Raw genomic sequence first — 17,763 nt, 5'->3', positions numbered from 1 at the left:
GGGTATGTCTGAGACTGGGCGTAGTTTGCGTTTGATCGTCGCAGGTGGCGGCACCGGCGGGCATATCTATCCAGCATTGACCACCATCCGGACCCTGCGTGCTCAGCTTGCTGCCACGGGCGGCCATCTGGAGGTGTTGTGGATCGGGAAGGCGGACGGACTCGAGGCCAGGATTGCCGGGGCCGAGGATATTCCCTTCGCGGCAGTCGCCACCGGAAAGATCCGCCGCGCCGCGAATCCGCTGAAGATGTTCAGCCGCACCAACATCACCGATATGTGCAGAGTGCCGGTCGGTGTCGTTCAGGCTTACCGGCTGGTCTCCAGATTCCAGCCTGACGTTGTCCTGGCCACGGGCGGGTACGTCGCGGTCCCTGCTGGCTTCGGCGCGTGGTTGGGCCGCCGCCCGCTGATCGTTCACGAGCAGACGGTGCGCCTCGGGCTGTCCAATCGGGTCCTCGCGCAGCTCGCTACCCGTGTTGCGGCGTCCTCCGAGTCCTCTATCCCTCTGCTGCCAGCAAGGGTGCGTTCGTCGGCCGTAGTGACCGGCAATCCCGTTCGTCCGGAGCTTCTCGACGGTGACGCTGACAAGGCCGTTGCGGCCCTCGGACTCGTGGGGTTCGACCGCGGATTGCCTACGATCTACGTCACCGGCGGAGCGCAGGGCGCGGTGCAGATCAATCGCGTTGTGCGCGAGCTGTTGCCTTGGCTTCTGCTGCGGGCCAACGTCATCCACCAGTGCGGAAAAGCTTCCGCCGGGGAGCTGAAAGCGTACGCTGCGACCCTCGCACCGGAGCTTGCCTGCCACTACCTGGTGACTGAATTCGTCGGCCCGGAATTGGCTGACGTGTTCGCGTTGGCCGACGTGATCATCTCCCGAAGTGGCGCAGGGACGATCGCCGAGATTACCGCCCTCGGCAAAGCTTCGGTGCTCATCCCGCTCGCCTCGGCGGCGGGCAACGAGCAAACGCACAACGCGAGGACTCTCGCCGATCGCGACGCGGCGGTGGCGTTGCTTGGGGAGGTGTCGAGTCCGGCGTTGCAAGCCGCGATCACGTCGTTGCTCGCCGATCCGGACCGCCGCGCTGCCGTCGCCGAGCAAGCTCGTCTGTATGGTCGCCGCGACGCCGCAGAACAGCTCGCTCATCTCGTATTCTCCGTCGCCGATCGCCTGGTGTCGGCTCGGGCCTGAAGATGGTGATCGGCGCCGGATTCGATGAGCGTCAGGCACTTTTCGAATACGGTATACGGGTGCCCAAAAGGGGCAGGTACATCGTCGTCACCGAGGTAGAGCGATAGCTTCGGCAGTGCGCGGGCATCGCAGCGCTCACGCAACGCAGTCAGGTTCGTGCGGTCCATCGCTAGAACGATGTCGGCCCAGTGCAGCAGTTCGGCGGTGACCGCGCAGGCCCGGTGCGCCGTGAGGTCGTAGCCATGGGTCGCCGCAATCGCAATCATCGCTGGATCGGCGGGCCTGCCGACCCATTTGTCGGCCAGCAACCCGGCCGATCGTAGGTCGACAGCCGCGCCGCCGCGCTGGGTCAGGACGGCAGCGGCGAGAGGAGACCGACAGCTGTTGCCCAAGCACACCGTCAGGATCCGCTGTCTCGGTGGCATCGACACGATGCTCATAGCGTCTCCGGCCGAGGTATCAGGACGGCTTGTTCGAGAACGCTCGCCACGTGGTGGACATCGTTCTCGGTCATCGCGGGATGAAATGGCAGCGACATGATCTCGGTGGCGGTGGTCTCGGTGACCGGTAACGGTCGATACCAGCGCAAGAACGCGGGCTGCGTGTGATTGGGCGGATAGTGCACTCCCACACCGATGTTCAGATCGCGCATGGTCGCGAATATTCGGTCGCGGTCAGGAACTCGGACTACGCAGTTGAAAGGGACGCTGTGGTCGACGTCGACGTCAACCAAGTTCACGGTTTCAATGGCGGCCAACTCGCGAGCGTAGGCACGCCACAAGGCTTTTCGTTTCTCCTCGATCACCGGGAAGTGTGCCAGTTGTACGCGGCCGACCGCCGCGTGCACCGCTGAGAGGTGGTATCGCCACCCACGTACATCGACCTGGTAGTCAGTGGTGCGGATACGGGCGGACTGCGATTGGGTGACACCCATCAGTCGTAGAGCCCGAACCTGATCAGCGTCGTGCTGGTCGCGTGGGATCAGCGCGCCGCCTTCGATGCACGTGAGGTTCTTGATCGGCCCGAACGAGAAACACGTCAGCGCTCCGGTCGTTCCGACCAGCTCGCCACCGAGGCGAGATCCGAAGGCGTGCGCCGCGTCCTCGATCAGGGTGATGCCGAGATCGGTTAGCTCAGTGCGGATTTCGCTGAGGTCGACTGCGCGTCCGCCATAGAGCACCGGAAGTACCGCGCGGGTGCGTGGTGTCAACGCCGCTCGTACCGTGGTGCTGTCGACACACTGAGTGTCGGCGGTTATGTCTGCAAAGCGTGGTTGCGCGCCTGCCATCAGGATCGCGTGGACTGTCGCGCAGAAGGTCTGTGACGGCACCACGACCTCGTCTCCAGGGCCGACTCCAGCAGCCAGCAGACTCAGATGCAAAGCCGCCGTGCACGAGTTCACCGACACGACATCGGGAACGCCCAGGAATTCGGCGAGTTCGGTTTCGAATGCATCGGTCGCGGTGTTGTGCCCGAATTGCCCAGCCCGCAGCGCCTCCGACATCGCAGCGAATTCCGGGCCATGAAGGAACGGCGCCGCGTTGCGGCTCGCCGATTCGAAGAGTGTCACCGTTGGCTCCTTTCACGACAACCCGGAACAATCGCGCTCTTATCTGGCTGGGTGTCGCTGATATCCAGCGTGGTCACGCATTTGGTCAACCGGACCCCGGAGCGATACGACAGCCGCTCGTGCACCACCGGCTGCCCCCACAACCCAGCCAGGGCCTCGGCGACGAGATCGGCACCGGCCGCTTCGGCGAGCCGGAAACCGCCCGCGATACGGGCGTTCATCTCGGTGATGAGGACCCGTTCTCCTGGGCATTCGCGCACAAACCCTTGCACACAACACAATCCGGTCGCCTCCACCGCCGTCAACGCCTCGGCGACACGGTCGCGGACCTGCACGTCGTGGAACGTTTCCCCTACCATCGACAGTCCACCTTTGGTCAGCAGCCGGTACCGCAGAATCACCGACGCCTGTCCCGCGCGGTCGACCAAGCAATCCGCGGTGAACTCGCGGCCCTCGATACGGGCTTGCACGATCGGTTCGGGTACCACCTCACACAGCACGCGGGCCTGACGAGGCGTCTGGCAGAACACCACGTCCTTGGACCCCTGCCCGCGGCGAGGCTTGACGACCAGCACGCACCTTGGCGGGATCGAATCGATCTCCTCAGGCCCCCACGTCACCGGCGTCGGCACACCGTGTTCGGTCAGCAATCGATAGAAGAGGGCCTTGTCCAGGCACGCCTCAACCATCGGCCATGACGGCAACCAAGTTCGCACTCCGAACTGTTCGAGATCGCTACGCAGCATGAGCAGCTGCGGCAACTCGGACTCGACCGCCGACAGGATGCCACCAGGACAGAGCTCCCGGCACAGCGCCAGCAGTTCTCGTCCGTAACCGTTGCTGGTCACCGGCATGGTCAACCGAGCCGTCACACCGGGCAACGAGAGCCCGCACGCCAGCGGGTCGGCGTCAGTGGCGATGACCTCGCAGCCGAGTTCCATCAGCCGTTGCGCGAGGTCGAATCCCGGCTGCCCTCCGACCCCCGTCACCATGACACGCTGCGTCATCGCATTCACCCGCGCGTGTTCTCGATATTGACCGCAGCGATCGGAGCCGCTGGGTTGCGTGGCTCTGGCGCCCACCGATCAGGGTTGTCGCGATACCAGTCGATGGTGTCAGCGAGGGTGTCGTCCAGCGATCGCTGCGGCCGGTATCCGAGGTCGGCAATTTTCGACCAGTCCATCGCGTAGCGACGGTCATTGGAGCGACGGTCCTCGACGAATCGCACTCGATCCCAACCGGCTCCGAGCTTGGCGAGGATGCGGTCGGTCAGTTCCTGGTTGGTCAGGTCCGTACCACCGCCGAGGTTGTATATCTGTCCCGGCTCGCCACATCGCAGAACCAACTCCAGGCCCGCGCAGTTGTCTTGAACGTGCAGCCAGTTGCGGACATGTCCGCCGTCACCGTGTAGCGCGACCGGCTCGCCCTTCAACAACCGGGTAACGAACAACGGAATGATCTTCTCAGGATGCTGTCCGGGCCCGAAGTTGTTGGAGGACCGCGTGATACACACCGGCACGCCGTAGGTGTGGAAGTACGACAGTGCGATCAGATCCGAGGCCGCCTTGGAGGCGGCGTAGGGCACCGTAGGGCGCAGCGGGAACTCCTCGGTCGCCTTACCCGAGAGTAGAGGGCCGTACACCTCGTCGGTCGATACGTGCACGAATTTTGCTATACCGCAACGCATTGCAGCGTCGAGCAGTATCTGGGTACCGAGGACGTTGGTGGTGACGAAGTTCCCTGCCTCGAAAAAGCTGCGGTCGACGTGAGACTCGGCCGCCAAGTGCACCACCGCGGTGTGCGTTTCGATGAGCCGTTCAACCAGCGGTCCGTCGAGAATGTTGCCTTCCACTACCGTCAGGCGGGGACACGACAGCAGTTCGCCGAGGTTTTCGCGGTGACCGGCGTAGGTGAACGCGTCCAGGACGGTGACCTCGATGTCATCGGCGGCCAGCAGTTGCCGTACGAAATGTGACCCGATGAAGCCCGCCCCGCCGGTGACCAGGACCTTGCCCGATCGCAAAGGGGGCGTACGTGCGGTTCCGCTGAGGACAGCCGCCCGCCCCCTGGGACGGCATACGTCTGGTGAATGGTGCTCGGCTGCAATGTACTTCGCTGTGCAGTGACTCGCAGAGTTGTTGCTCACAACCTGATCCCTTCCCGCGACCACGCCGTGACGGCATGGTCGATTGACCAACGGCGGGGCGGTGTCGTGTGAGCCTCTACGAAGCTGCCGCTGCGGTTGACTACCCGGCGCTCTGTTCGCTCGCCGCCGGGATCGTCAGCTCGTACACCGCCCGTGTCTTTCCCGGCCCCTTGAAATCAGTAATGACTGAGACCCCGTCAACGGTCCGGTCGCCGGGGACATTGCAGAAGCCCAGTGCCGACCACGCCTGATGGGCTGCGCTGTTGTGTGGCTCGGAGGTCAGATAAATCCGGCGACAGCCCATCTCCACTGCCCGCTCCCGCACACGCGCGAGTAGCCCCCTGGTGATGCCGCGCTTGCGATGGCCGGGGTGGGTCATCACATCCTGGACATACATCTCGCTCGGATCGTCCTGACTGCGGAAAGCAATTACCACTCCCGCGACCTGGCCCTCGACCAACGCCACAGGACATGTCGAGGAAAACAAGGTCGCGTACAGCCAGTAATCGGAGTAGGTGCGTGCGGTGATGAACGGATCTCCCAGCTGCATGAGGGCGATCACGTCGGTAATCATCTGAGGGCGCAACGGTTGGATAATCATCACAACAGTGTCCAGGCGCAACCAGCACGGCGTGCGGATGCGCCTCGACCGTGGCCCCCGAGTTCGGCAGCGATGTGCCGCCCTGGAGAGGTTCCACCAGTCTTCCTCCGATCTCATTCGCGCTCAACGGCTTGCATATCCAGTGAAGCGGTGGCGGCGCAGGTGAGGGAATGATGAACTGGACTCATTCACGGTTCACTCAACTCATGCGAGCGCGGACAGCCGGGGGCCAGAGGCTTGAACACACCATCGCCAACCAGCACGGTCGAGGAGGCCGTCCGGGCGTTCGCGGCCGAGGTCACCTACTGGCGTGAGACGCACGGGCTGGACAAGAAGGCCCTCGCCATCCAGATGGGATTCGACCCCTCCTACGTCAGCCACATCGAGTCTCGTCGGCACAAGCCCACCGAGGACTTCGCCCGCAAAGCCGATGCGGTGCTCAACGCTGGCGATGCCATCGTGCGACGGTGGAGAGACTACGAAGCGGCCAGAAAGCCCCTGTCCAAAGCGACTCGCGACCCGACCTTGGCGATCACCCCGGTGTATCCAGGTGCGGACCTGGTTGTCGAGCACGATGCCGCTCGGCTCGACTACGACGGCGCCACCTACCGGCCCACGATGCACCGCCGCGTGCGCAACACCGGCACCGAGCCGATCACCCGTTATCTCATTCGAATCAGCGTCGATCGCTATCCCGACCAACCGGACCGGTCCAAGGTCCACTACCGCCAAAATCCCTTGACGTGGGACGAGCTCGGTTTGTCGGCAGCTTGCCAGGGCGAGCCGATGCGGTGGGAGATCAAACTAGATATGGACTCCTGCAAGGAAGCATGGTTGCTGTTCGAGAACGACAACGGCAAGTTCCCGCTCTATCCTGGCCAGTCGGTGTGGATCACCTACAACTACGGTGTCGGCGACAACAAATGGGGACACTGGTTCCAGCGCGCGGTCCGTCTGCCTACGGAGCGATTGGAGGTCCAGCTCGCCTTCCCCGCAGCCTTGGATCCAGTTGTTTGGGGTACAGAAACCTCGATGACAGCCAACGCTAGGCCCATTCCGACCGCGCCGACCCGGAATGAAGAAGGGGACATGGCAGTCTTCGTGTGGAACACCACCCGCCCGCCGCTGCACACCAGATACCGCATGGAATGGCGCTTCCGCTCGCAACCCGAAAACACAACACAGGGAGAGGAGTTCTCGTGATCGAGACCAAGCCCAGCGACTCCATGCGTGACCTTGGAATCGTCCAGTCCAACGCCCGGAGCCTCTATGAGCGCTGCACGGCGCTCGACCTCCCTGCCGAACTTCCCCTAGCGGAAGCGATTGTCTCTCAACTGATCACGGCGATGCGCCGCGTCCGCCGCGTGCATGACTTCGCGAAGGGATCAGGCATCGCGGCCCCTCAGATCGGGATCCACCGACGCGCGGCCATAGTCCAACCACCCGATGAAAACGCGCCGACCATCGTGATGCTGAACCCACAGATCACTTCCTGGTCAGATGCCGAAGACGAGCAGTACGAAGGGTGCCTGAGCTTCTTCGACGTACGCGGCCAGGTCCCACGTCCCCTATCAATCACCGTCGAAACCAACACCCCCGCAGGCGAATCCACAGTCGCCGAATATCACAACGGGCTCGCTAGACTCATCCACCACGAAATCGACCACCTCGACGGCATCCTGTACACCGCACGCATGCGAGCAGGCATTGAGCCCATTCCCGTCGAGCAGTATCGCCAAACTGGACACACCTGGAACTACGACCATCAGTAGCTGGTGAGCTTATAAGTGGCGGTGCCCCCTAGCGCTTCGCCCTGTCGGCACTGTCACAACAGGAGGGGTGGTAGTCACCGGTTGAGTGGTACGTGCTGGCCGTCGTCGGCGGGGTGACCACACTATCTGTCATCGTTCTTTCATCATTGTTGTCACGAATCCGCTCGCTTCCCCACGGCTGACCGGTCGAGCGCATGCTTAGCAAACATCCGCTCATGCCGATGTGCGTGCGTTCGACCGACCCGGATTAGGCGGTCGGCCGAACGCTCGTAGGACATCCGATCATGGCAATTGCGGGGTGCAACCGCGCGGTGCGGCTACTCCGAGCGAGGCAGCGAGCCGCGTTCTCGGGGTGTGGATGGGTTGGGATGTCGCGGTGACATATTCATCGGGCCGATGCTGCGGGCTTTCAGGACTTCGGGGCGATCCGGGGGATCTTTACCACCGGATGCGGGAGCCCAAGAGCCTTCGACGACGCCTTAACAGCCTTCTCCTCCGCCTCGGCAGCCTTGTCGGCGAGTGCTGCATCCGTAGGCGTTTCGGCGGCCTTCGCGGCGGCGTCTAGGGCGGCACCGGCGGAGTCTGCGTTGGCGGCGGCGTTGGAGTCGGCATTAGCCGCGGCGGTGGCGGCGGTGGAGGCGGCGTTGGCGGCGGCGTAGGCGTAGGCGGCAGCAGGGGCGGCTTTGGCGGCGGAGCTGGCGTTGATGGCAGCGGCCTCGGCGTCGGCGGCAGGGGCGGTGTCGCGGTTAGTAGTGGCGGCGGCGGCACGGGCGGCGGCGCTGTAAGCGCGCTGGCAGGCTTGTATGACCAGTTTCTTTTCCTCTGATTTGGCCTTCTCGCCCGTGCAATGGCCCTGCCACGGCGGATCCGCGTATACCAGCTGCGGATCCGCGTATGCCGGCGCGGCCGCAATACCCACTCCCAGACACGCGGCAGTAAGGGTCACCACCGACATCACCCCACGCATACCATTCTTCACACGTACCTCCATGACAAGTGATGAACTTGAACAACTATGGACAACGGCGGGCATGTGTACATCAGCAACCAGCATCACCAACCCACGACTTATTCGACGCAACAGCCGTGACGGATGGGACACCGTCCCCAAGGACCGTAGCCAAACCCAACCCCAACTCACCCCCCATCCGCCTCCGACAGGCCGGACTCGAAACGTCCGCATCTGCCGCATACCGCGCGTTGGTCAAATGTCCAGAATTGTTGGCAGGCAGCGCTTCTCAATGCGCGCTCATGCTGAATGCGGGATGTTCAAGTAGGCGTCCGCACTGCCGCTACCAGTTGGTACACCGGAATCGGCAACAAACCCACCCACCGGCGCCAGGCACCGTAGCCTCATAGTAAATGCCGCTTCCCGACCGGTTGCGGAATCCATTGTGTGAGAGGGGAACAGGCCGATGACCGACGGGCGATTGGTGGATTTCTACAGTTGCGAGGGCAAAGCGGACGGGAACTATATCCACCCCACGGACTGCCACCAGTGGATAACCTGCGTGGACGGGATGTACGCCTACGAGAACGACTGTCCGGATTGCCATATCGACCCGAACAACTGTCCGGAGGGCAAGCTGTTCTACGACCACGGGACCGACCACTGCCTGTTCCTCAGCGAGGCCGGCTGCGTCACGGATCCTCAAGGCTACTAACGCGATATCGGGAGGTCGTCCACCAGATCCCGGATCGCGTAACTGCCGCCCCGGGTCGGGGACGCGATCCGTCCTCGGGCGTCGACCAGCACCGCCGCGGGCGTGCCGCGCAGCCGGTATCGGGCAATCAGTTCGGTGTTGTCGAGCACCAGCATCGAGGCCACGTTGTGCTCGCGCGCCCATTGTGTGGAGGCGACGGGATTGTTGTTTCCGATGACCACGATGGTGGTGGTATCGAGCAGGCGTTGCCGCCATCGCGGGAGTTCGGCGGCCACAGTCGCACAGGGTGTACAGCCGGGGTGCAGGAACAGCAACAGTACCGGCTTCCCGGCCGTCAATGCATCGCCCAGACTGCGGCGTTCCCCGTTGAGGTCGCTCAACTCGAAGGTCGGTGCGGGTTCGCCGATCGGCAAGCCACCGGTCCCCGGTTGTCCGGCGGAACGTTCCGCCATCCGACGACGCAACTGCCGCAGTTCTAGCTGTTGATGACATAGCAGCGCGGCGAATCCGGCGATGGCTGCGAGGCCGACCCACCGATCGGCCGGCAACGCTTGTGGCACAGTGTTCTTCGCCAGCGAACCCCATACCGCGAGTCCGGTCAAGGCGATGATTGCTGCGTTGCGGACCAGCGTCGCCCGCCCGATCGGGGCGGTACTGGCCGCGCCGAAACACGAGCATGCGGGTCGTTGCCCCCGCGCGAGTAAGACCGCCACAGCTGTACTGAAGCCGATCAACAGCACCAGCGCCGCCAGCCCACCCCACACCGCCGTCCACGACGGCAGTACCGCGGCCGCGACAACGAGCTCCACCGTTGGCAGCGCCCACCCCACTGTGGCGACCCAACGGGCCGGTACGCCGAACTCCTGGACTGCCTTTCGCGTTCCGTCGCGATCAGTCAATTTCGCGATACCGGCCCACCCGAACACCACAGCCACCAGGAGTCGTGCGATCCACACGCCATAACTGATCACGCGATCATTGTCGTGCACGGCAACCCTTCTCGCCGGAGATTGCCGTCCCTACGCCAGGGAGCCGGTTGGTGGCTGGTGTGTTCAGGCGAGGGCAACGACGGGGACGTTCATCGCGCCGCGGCGCAGATTGATCACCGGATCGGTCGAGGCGCGGGACCAGAAACCGGCGAATCGTCCGCCGAATACGAAAACGTCTAGGTCGTAATACCATTCGGGTGCACCGGGTAATGCTGGTGGGTGGATGTACTGTTGCACGACGTAGCGTTGTCCACTACATGCGGCGGCGATCGCGGCTCGCCAGCGCGCGGGGGCGGTTACCGGGCCGATCAAGACTCCGGTGCCGCCGGAGCGGTCGGCCGGTTTGATGACCAGTTGGTGCTGGTGGTCGGCGACGTACTGTGGCGACGAGATGGGATTGTGGTCCGGATCTGTGGTGGTGTCGTCGCTCAGTAGGCGGGTCCATGGCAGATGTCGGTCGATCAGAGCCTGCTCGGTGTCGGTCCACAGGTGCGCTGAGCGCGGATCGCTCAGCGCGGCGAGCATCGCCTTGTCGCTGTGCAGATACAGCGACGCCAACGGGTTGACGAAACAGCCCGAGGTGCGGGTTTCGGCGAACAGATACTCCGCAGCCGCTGGAAGGGCGAGCAAGGCCGCCGGGTCCATGTTGTTACACAGCAGATCCGCTGTTCGGCCGCGACTGTCGCGGATGGTCCCGGATCGGATGCGTAACTCGGTCGCGTTCACCTGGTCGGCAGCGATTCCCTTGCCGCGCAACATTTTCAGCATGGCGGGGACCTCGACCTGGTACTGCCCGTCCAGGCTGACCACGAAGACCTCATCCGGTGTGCCCCGATGTTGTTGAGCGTAGGCGTCGAGTAGCTGATCGATGTAGAGATCGGGCTGCTCGAGCAGAGGCTGAGCCATCTCCACCGCTTCCGGCGGGTCGGCGACCTCACGCCAGATGCGCATCAACTGCGCCGTGTAGAGCACACCACCAGGTCGACACGCGTTGATCTCCACGATCTTGTACTCACCGTTGACGTCGAGCAGCCCGTCGAACCGGCACACTTGATTGATCGGCTCGAACATCGGAAGTCCCAGACGTTCACCCGCGAGACCGGCGGGGAACCCGGGCCCGCCCTCGAGCCGATAGCGAACTGCCTTCTCCAACACCGCATGTAGTCCTTCGGTGGCTGTCCGCACCGCGTGCGCTGTCGAGGCCGGCACCACCAGCGGCTCGAACCGGCACGGATGCACCGAACCGTAGAACATCATGCCCGCGCGTTCGAGTGCCTCGCTCAGGACCGCGTCCCCGGCACCATCTCGACCGTGCGGTGCCATCTCGAGCTGGTCAGCTGACACGACCAAACCGGCAGCAGGGTCGGTTTCGTTGATGGTCACAAGCACTCCTTGGTCGGACCTTGTTGACCATTGAAGCTGATACCACCCGCCGGCGATGCCACCCGCACAACAGTCGCATCCTCGGAGGTCGACCACACTCGAAACCGCGACTGAACGAACATCCTGAAATGCCATGCCGCGGCCCGCGCGTTCGTGAATGTCCGTATCTGCCTGCCGGGGCGTTCGCCCGGTCGCCCGGACTCGCGTCAGATCCGCTTGGCCGACATGGCCTCCGGCACGGCTAGCCGCTTGCCACGAGGGCTATTTGCTGTTGTCCTGGTGGAGCCAGGGTGCCGACGTGGCCCAGAAGATGATGTTCGCTCCTAACGTTGTCCGCGGATAAGGATTCCGCCATATTCGGCATGGGATGACCGAGAAGCGGGGCGGTTCCGATGTCCGCGCCAACACAACGGTGGCCCGGCAGAGCTCCACTGTCCAGGAGCTAGTGGCAGGCGTGCAGCCTGACATCGCGCAGCCAGGTGCACTTACCTTCTCGTTGGACCAGAACAGGTACCGCCGATGGAACAAGGTGTTGCATCCGCCCAGGACACCGCCCTCGTCATCTCGGATGACAGCGGCAACCCCATTCACCGAGTCGCGCTGATCAACGCGTCGTCCGCTTCGGCAGACGATCCCAGCGCGGCCGCGACCGAGTTCGTGATCACTTTCGATGACATCAGGACCGAGAACATCGAATAGCTGCGGCCGTGACCGGGCCTGATGTCGTCCAGCGAGACGGGCGCCCCGACATGAGCGGATACCCATGCGTCGCAGTGCATCTCGCTCCAGCGCCCGAGCACTCAGCGCCATAGCGTGCGTTCGGCCCGGCCATCCGCGACAGAGCCACGGATGGCCGAACGCGTTGCGGTCGCCGGCTGGGAGAGCGCGCGGCATTCGGCAGTTGCGCGAACGTTCCAGAGGAGTTGGCGGCCAACCGTTCTGGACAGTCGACCAACGCGCGCTCAGCGGCATGGGATGTTCATCAGACCCTGGCCAGAACTACTCGTATGGCCCGGTTTCGAAAACGGCCGGGGCATACAGCTGATCGTGTCGCCGATGCCCCGGCCCGTGCAGTGGTTAGAGGGTTCTGACGTTGTTCGCTTGCTTGCCCTTCGGCCCGTCGGTGATGTCGAACTGCACCCGCTGGCCCTCCTCGAGAGTCTTGAAACCTTCCATGACGAGCGACGAGAAATGCACGAAGATGTCTTCCCCGCCTCCGTCTGGGGTGATGTAGCCAAAACCTTTGGTGTTGCTAAAGGACTTCACAATGCCAGTGGCCATAGCTGCTCCCTCGTGAAAAGCGCGCGAACTGTAACGACCCGTCGGCCCCCACAACACTCATCGTCTCCTGATCACCTTCGCTGGAGCAGAGCTTCCGGAGCTCGCAGCGACCAGATCCATCCGAACTCGCTACCGCTCGGCGGTGCCCTGCTACTTCGACGTCCTGCTGTCGTTGAAGCCTTCTTCATAGCCTGCCGAGAAGTCGGGAGTGGCATCCGGCGGCGACGAGGTGTACCTGGCTCGCTTCTTCTCGCCGTCGCTGGAGCCAGCCTTGTAACCGGCCTGGTAGTCCGCAGTTTGTGCCACAATTCCTCCGATGTCGACGTGTCGGCGACAGAGCGCGCCGATGTGAACCTCTACTCGGTTAATTGCCTTGCTAGACAAGGTTATCCGAGTGACTCGAGGCGCCGGGGCGAAGTTCGAAAAACGCTGCAAGTGCACCAGTCGCCCCACGGGCTGTGTCGCTGAGGGTGAAGGTCATCCGCCCCCGGCCGGTGTCGCTCGCGACGTAGGCTTACCCGATCGATCTGAAATGCGTAGGGGTACAATATGAACCGGTAAACGGCCTACGGCTCTGATGGTGTCGCCGTCGAGGTTCCCGCAGCCGTGTCACCGTGTGACCTGCCGGATGGTAACTATCCGATGCCCGATGTTCGAACCAGCGACTACCGTGTAGAGGGCGGGGAGGTCCCGGTCCGCGACTGCTCCCCGTGCTCGATCGATCCGAATAACTGCCCAGACGGGTGGTTGTGGTACGACGGGCCCACAGATAGTTGCTTGTTTACCTCCGAGGCGAGTGGTAGCGGATATAGCTCGCAACCGCCATCCCGACGATGACACTCACCATGGCGGACAACCACTCCGGCTGGAAACCCACAGCCGACGCCCACACCTTGCTACTCGAGCGGCGGGTTCAGACGTCGCCCAAGCAGGCCCTGCACCCGGCGGCGATCGACATCCCGCGTGCTGTCGGTGTGAGGCGGACTCGAAGTTCGGGGACCGCACCGTCCGCACCGAGGAGCTCGGGGCTGCTCACCGAATCGACCAGGCTCGGTAGTTGATCCGCGATCTCGGCGGCCAACTCCGCGGGATCTTGCCCCAGCGCGTCGGCCGCTTCTGCCAGTTGACTCTCCCCGATGATCAGCACGACCTGATCTGCGGTAACGGGTGCGTTCGCGCCGGCGCCGAACCATGACTGCGCGTGTGACTCCAGCCCGGCCTCGGCCAGGCTTTCGGTCGGGATCGTCAATATCATCGGGGATACTTCGCCACCATCGTTCGCCACGGAGTCATTCATACTGAACATGGTCGCGCACATCGGCACTGCCACAGGGACTTTCAGGCATTGCCGGTGCGGACTCGCCGACAACACCCCGGTTCGGTGGGGTGAGACCGGTTGTGTCTCAGGGCATCAGACAAACGGGTAGTGGATGATTGGGCTGGGTTCTCGTTTCGACTCGAGGGGGTGTCGTGCGCAAGCAGTTAGATATTCGGCCAATGTCGGGCGAGGTGCCGATCGCCGTGGCACCGCACGGGCTTCCGTTGCTGGGGCATCTGGTCCCGCTGGTGCGCGACCGGCTGGGGTTCCTGGCGTCGCTGCCCGCGCACGGTGACCTGGTCAGCATCAGGATCGGACCGGTCACCGCAGTGGTGGTCTGCGACCCCGGCCTAACTCAGCAAGTGTTGCGACAGGATCGCATCTTCGACAAAGGCGGACCATTATTCGACGCGGGCCGGGAGGTAGCAGGGGATGGCTTGGGCACGTGCCCCTATTCCGGGCATCGCCGTCTGCGGCGGCTGATGCAGCAGGCGTTCCATCCGGACCGGATCGCCGGTTACGCGCCGGTGATGAGCCAGCGGATCACGGAGATGACCGAATCCTGGCACGACGGGCAAGTCGTAGACGTCAAGGCGCAACTGCACACCCTCACCTCGACGGTGATCGCCGCGACACTGTTCACTCAGTCGATACCGGGGCCAATCCTGGAACGGCTGCTCTGCGCTGTCGAGACCGTCTTCGACGGTGTGATATCGCAGACGTTGATGCCGCGGTGGCTGCGGCGGTTGCCGATTCTCGGTAACCGCGCTTACTGGCGGGCGATCACCGATGCGCGCGTCGTCCTCACCGAGATCATCACCGAGCGCCGCGCCGCGGGTGTGGATCATGGTGATCTGCTCTCGGCGCTGATCGCCGCCCGCGACAGCGATGGCAGCCGACTCAGCGATGTCGAGATCTGCGATCAGGTCTTCACGTTTTTCTTCGCCGGTACCGAAACCACGGCCACGACGCTGGCGTGGGCGCTGCATCTGCTCGCCTGCTATCCCGACGTCGCCGAACGGCTACATACCGAACTCGACACGGTCCTTGCCGGACGGTCCGCGCGCCATGAGGATCTGCCTCACCTGCCGCTGACCGGCCGGATCATCACCGAGACTCTGCGCCTGCGGTCACCGGCGTGGCTGGTCACCCGGATGGTCAGTGAAGACACCGAGCTAGGTGGCCATCGCCTCGCCGCGGGTACCACGGTGATCTACAGTCCCTACCTGATCCATCATCGTAGCGACCTCTACCCTGATCCCGAGCGATTCGATCCCGACCGCTGGGACCCTGCTACGACAACTCCGCCGCCCCGAAATGCCATGGTGCCGTTCGCCGACGGTGCCCGCAAATGCATCGGCGACGTTTTCGCCGTCACCGAGACGACCCTGGCCCTGGCTAGCATCGCCGCTCGTTGGCAACTGCACTCCCTGCCCGGTAGCGACACCAGCCCGAGTCTGTCTATAACGTTGCAGCCCAAGCAGTTACGTATGCGCGCCACCGTCCGCGGGAGCGTCTGATATCCCCGGCAGCGCGTCCGAACTGCGGACTGATCAGTCGAGTTGATCCCACCACCAGGCGATGTTCGGGTACGGCGGTGGCGTGAGCCCGTATCGCGACGGCTGATCGGTGCGGGTTACGTGCGGGCGGCCCGCCGCGGCGGCAAAGCGGGCGGTCATTGCGCACCAGTCGAGGACTCCGCTCAGCGTGGTACCGAGGTTGGTCAGATAGACCGAGGTCGAGGAGCTGACCCGGGGCAGGGTCTGCCTGCGTAATTCGAGGAACAGCAGCATGATCCGGTCGCACAATTCGACCGCTTCGGCCAGGGCTTGGTCACGACTGCGTCCTTCGGCCCGCAGTACGTTGACGATGTTGCGGTCGGTCGGGGTTTCCTTGGCGTGGGAAGACACGTCGGCGTACAGGTTTATCAGCATGCCCGCTGCGTGGGTCAACGCGGTGACGGCAGGGCTTTCCCGTTCGGCCGCAGGAAGTTCCGTGCCACCACACACCTCCACGGTGATCGTGACGGTGCGGGCGGCGCCGTCGAACAGCTTGGTGAACAGGTACTCGTCGATGCCGGGCAGTGTTTCGGTGAGCGCGTCGTCCAATTCGAGTGCTACGCCGAGCAGCCACGCCTGATTCGCGTCGACCCACAACCGGACCAGAGCGGCCGAGACGTTCTCGTCCAGATAGCGGCGCATGCCACGCAGCAGCGCCACGTGCGGCGGATCATCTGCGACCTGCGCCAGCGGTGCTTCGAGCGCCCGCAGTAGGCGGGGGATCAGCGCACGGTATTGGTGGCGGCGTTGGGTGACGGTGCCGGTATCGAAGAAATCGTCGACCTGGTAACCCCAATACATGTAGGTCACATAGAGGAGCAACAGTTCATCGGAAGCTTCCGGGATCATGCTCCCGGTGACTCGTGCGCTGTCGGTGGCCAGTGCGTTCTCTCGCGGCATGGTCGCATCGCCGAACAGCCGCAACCGCTCCATCCAGTCGAACGAACGGTCTTGCACGAGTTTGGCGTTCGGATGAAACGACAATGGGATGGGGCAGTAGAACGCGAGCGCCGTCGGCCCACTCTTGTCGAGGACTCGATCGTCGGGAACGGACTGAGCGGTCACGGGCGACTCCTCGGGTAGTGGCGAATCAGGTTGTGCAACTGAGGCGATCAGGTGGACCTGGTGGCTGCGGCATGGACGAGCTGACGTAATGCGAGCTCGGCGTCGGGTTCCAGCGTGCCGGTGCCGAGGGCGGCGAGGGCCTGCGCGACGCGAGTGTCGATCATCTGCTCCACCGCGTCGCGCGCACCGGTCTCTGTGACCACCCGCCGGATATGGCAGGCACCCCGCTCGGTCAGGCGCGGATTACCGAGATACCTTCGCAACAGCCGTCTTTGGACCGGAGTGGCGAGCTCATAGGTGGTGGCGATCAGGACGGTATGCTTGCCCTCGCGCAGGTCGTCGAGCGTGCTCTTACCGGTGTCACCGGAATCTCCGAACACTCCGAGCAGATCATCACGCAACTGGAACGCATCACCCAGCGGGATCGCGTAATCGGTGAGCGTTTTCAGCTGAGCGCTACCGGCCCCGGCGAGCATCGCGCCCAGTTGCAGCGGACGTTCGATGGTGTACTTGGTCGTCTTGAGCCGGATGATCCGCCACGCGACATCCAGATCCGCGGTATCGCGCCCCGTCGCGGACAGGTCCAGAAACTGCCCGATCAATGTCTCGGTACGTAACGCATTGAGCGTCGAGCGGACCGCCGCGAACCGCCCCTGGTCGCCGTCGCGATCCTGCAGCAGTTCGTACGACCACCCTAATGCGATGTCCCCCAAAAGAATTGCCGCATGCTCACCGAGACTGTCGGCATCGCAGCGTTGCTGATACCGAGCGGCGAACACTCGATGCGCCGTCGGCCGACCACGCCGCAGCGCGGAGTGATCCATGATGTCGTCGTGGATCAGCGCGAACGCGTGGAACAACTCCAGCGACGCCGCCACCCGCCACACGATCGAAGTCGGCGGTTCACCTGTGACCGCTTGCCAGCCCAGCACACACAGCTGCGGTCGAATCCGCTTGCCCCCGGCGGCAAGCAGATCCCGCAATAACCCCGTGAACACGGCCAACTCCGGCAGCTCCACCGCGAGCCGATCCTGCTCGTCGAGAAACCCCCGCAGCAATGTCTCCACCACCGAGCCGATCCCCGCCGCGTCCAACGCCATCCCGGGCAACTCCGTCGCGACCGGCCCTGGACCGGAACCGCTCCCTTGGTCGGGATCCACCATCGTCACGATCAGCCTCCCCACCCGCGCTCGCCTACCGAGATTTTCGCAGAGTGCGGGTTGACG

The 17,763-nt window shown here is 63.8% G+C and carries 19 protein-coding genes; 6 read left to right on the top strand and 13 right to left on the bottom strand.

Annotated elements, in window-relative coordinates; all coding sequences use genetic code 11:
* Positions 1 to 4: 4 nt before the first annotated feature.
* The gene (locus OG203_RS16475) at positions 5 to 1,189 is read left to right on the top strand and encodes a UDP-N-acetylglucosamine--N-acetylmuramyl-(pentapeptide) pyrophosphoryl-undecaprenol N-acetylglucosamine transferase (RefSeq protein ID WP_405166529.1); all 1,185 of its coding nucleotides are present in this window, start codon (positions 5 to 7) and stop codon (positions 1,187 to 1,189) included.
* Here OG203_RS16475 and OG203_RS16470 read toward each other — a convergent pair.
* From OG203_RS16470 to OG203_RS16450, 5 genes are all read right to left on the bottom strand, one after another.
* Positions 1,141 to 1,629 carry a low molecular weight protein-tyrosine-phosphatase gene (locus tag OG203_RS16470; RefSeq protein ID WP_405166528.1) on the bottom strand — a complete coding sequence of 163 codons (489 nt, stop codon included), beginning with the start codon at positions 1,627 to 1,629 and terminating at the stop codon, positions 1,141 to 1,143. The two genes, OG203_RS16475 and OG203_RS16470, sit on opposite strands and share 49 nt — an antisense overlap.
* On the bottom strand, positions 1,626 to 2,759 hold the full coding sequence (locus OG203_RS16465; RefSeq protein WP_405166527.1) for a DegT/DnrJ/EryC1/StrS family aminotransferase: 1,134 nt from the start codon (positions 2,757 to 2,759) through the stop codon (positions 1,626 to 1,628). Before OG203_RS16465 ends, OG203_RS16470 begins: the two co-directional genes overlap by 4 nt.
* A complete protein-coding gene (locus OG203_RS16460) occupies positions 2,756 to 3,766 on the bottom strand; it encodes an ATP-grasp domain-containing protein (protein ID WP_405166526.1) in 1,011 nt (336 codons plus the stop codon). The genes OG203_RS16465 and OG203_RS16460 overlap by 4 nt, the downstream gene beginning before the upstream one ends.
* 5 nt (positions 3,767 to 3,771) lie before the next feature.
* Positions 3,772 to 4,782, bottom strand: a complete 1,011-nt coding sequence (rfbB, locus tag OG203_RS16455) for a dTDP-glucose 4,6-dehydratase (RefSeq protein WP_405166525.1) — start codon at positions 4,780 to 4,782, stop codon at positions 3,772 to 3,774.
* A gap of 223 nt (positions 4,783 to 5,005) precedes the next feature.
* The gene (locus tag OG203_RS16450; protein WP_405166524.1) at positions 5,006 to 5,506 is read right to left on the bottom strand and encodes a GNAT family N-acetyltransferase; all 501 of its coding nucleotides are present in this window, start codon (positions 5,504 to 5,506) and stop codon (positions 5,006 to 5,008) included.
* Positions 5,507 to 5,743: 237 nt separating this feature from the next.
* Here OG203_RS16450 and OG203_RS16445 point away from each other — a divergent pair, with 237 nt between their 5' ends.
* A complete protein-coding gene (locus OG203_RS16445; RefSeq protein WP_405166523.1) occupies positions 5,744 to 6,709 on the top strand; it encodes a helix-turn-helix domain-containing protein in 966 nt (321 codons plus the stop codon).
* Positions 6,706 to 7,278, top strand: a complete 573-nt coding sequence (locus tag OG203_RS16440) for a peptide deformylase (protein ID WP_405166522.1) — start codon at positions 6,706 to 6,708, stop codon at positions 7,276 to 7,278. Before OG203_RS16445 ends, OG203_RS16440 begins: the two co-directional genes overlap by 4 nt.
* Positions 7,279 to 7,687: 409 nt before the next feature.
* Here the strand turns inward: OG203_RS16440 and OG203_RS16435 are convergent, their stop codons facing one another.
* Positions 7,688 to 8,257, bottom strand: coding sequence for a hypothetical protein (locus OG203_RS16435; protein WP_405166521.1), 570 nt, complete (start codon positions 8,255 to 8,257; stop codon positions 7,688 to 7,690).
* A 436-nt stretch (positions 8,258 to 8,693) separates the two neighbouring features.
* Between OG203_RS16435 and OG203_RS16430 the strand changes: the two genes are divergently transcribed.
* Positions 8,694 to 8,942 carry a chitin binding peritrophin-A domain-containing protein gene (locus OG203_RS16430; RefSeq protein ID WP_405166520.1) on the top strand — a complete coding sequence of 83 codons (249 nt, stop codon included), beginning with the start codon at positions 8,694 to 8,696 and terminating at the stop codon, positions 8,940 to 8,942.
* Here OG203_RS16430 and OG203_RS16425 read toward each other — a convergent pair.
* On the bottom strand, positions 8,939 to 9,931 hold the full coding sequence (locus tag OG203_RS16425; protein ID WP_405166519.1) for a MauE/DoxX family redox-associated membrane protein: 993 nt from the start codon (positions 9,929 to 9,931) through the stop codon (positions 8,939 to 8,941). The genes OG203_RS16430 and OG203_RS16425 overlap by 4 nt on opposite strands.
* A gap of 63 nt (positions 9,932 to 9,994) precedes the next feature.
* Positions 9,995 to 11,314, bottom strand: coding sequence for a hypothetical protein (locus OG203_RS16420; protein WP_405166518.1), 1,320 nt, complete (start codon positions 11,312 to 11,314; stop codon positions 9,995 to 9,997).
* 519 nt (positions 11,315 to 11,833) lie between these two features.
* Between OG203_RS16420 and OG203_RS16415 the strand changes: the two genes are divergently transcribed.
* Positions 11,834 to 12,013 carry a hypothetical protein gene (locus tag OG203_RS16415; RefSeq protein ID WP_405166517.1) on the top strand — a complete coding sequence of 60 codons (180 nt, stop codon included), beginning with the start codon at positions 11,834 to 11,836 and terminating at the stop codon, positions 12,011 to 12,013.
* Positions 12,014 to 12,391: 378 nt separating this feature from the next.
* Here OG203_RS16415 and OG203_RS16410 read toward each other — a convergent pair whose 3' ends face one another.
* From OG203_RS16410 to OG203_RS16400, 3 genes are all read right to left on the bottom strand, one after another.
* Positions 12,392 to 12,595, bottom strand: coding sequence for a cold-shock protein (locus OG203_RS16410; RefSeq protein WP_405166516.1), 204 nt, complete (start codon positions 12,593 to 12,595; stop codon positions 12,392 to 12,394).
* Positions 12,596 to 12,745: 150 nt separating this feature from the next.
* Positions 12,746 to 12,901, bottom strand: coding sequence for a hypothetical protein (locus tag OG203_RS16405; protein WP_405166515.1), 156 nt, complete (start codon positions 12,899 to 12,901; stop codon positions 12,746 to 12,748).
* Positions 12,902 to 13,508: 607 nt separating this feature from the next.
* Positions 13,509 to 13,892, bottom strand: a complete 384-nt coding sequence (locus tag OG203_RS16400) for a YidB family protein (protein WP_405166514.1) — start codon at positions 13,890 to 13,892, stop codon at positions 13,509 to 13,511.
* Positions 13,893 to 14,065: 173 nt separating this feature from the next.
* On the opposite strand from OG203_RS16400, the gene OG203_RS16395 reads away from it, so the two are divergent.
* Entirely contained in the window at positions 14,066 to 15,433 is a 1,368-nt protein-coding gene (locus OG203_RS16395; RefSeq protein ID WP_405166513.1) for a cytochrome P450, read from the top strand.
* Between the two features lie 33 nt (positions 15,434 to 15,466).
* Here the strand turns inward: OG203_RS16395 and OG203_RS16390 are convergent, their stop codons facing one another.
* Both OG203_RS16390 and OG203_RS16385 read right to left on the bottom strand, forming a co-directional pair.
* Entirely contained in the window at positions 15,467 to 16,537 is a 1,071-nt protein-coding gene (locus tag OG203_RS16390) for a hypothetical protein (protein WP_405166512.1), read from the bottom strand.
* 47 nt (positions 16,538 to 16,584) lie between these two features.
* Entirely contained in the window at positions 16,585 to 17,700 is a 1,116-nt protein-coding gene (locus tag OG203_RS16385; protein WP_405167890.1) for a polyprenyl synthetase family protein, read from the bottom strand.
* Positions 17,701 to 17,763 lie beyond the last annotated feature (63 nt).

This window comes from Nocardia sp. NBC_01499 (assembly GCF_045040275.1).
Lineage (GTDB): Bacteria > Actinomycetota > Actinomycetes > Mycobacteriales > Mycobacteriaceae > Nocardia.
The sequence above is the reverse complement of the archived record's forward strand: the minus strand, read 5'-3'. Positions and strand labels throughout refer to the sequence as shown.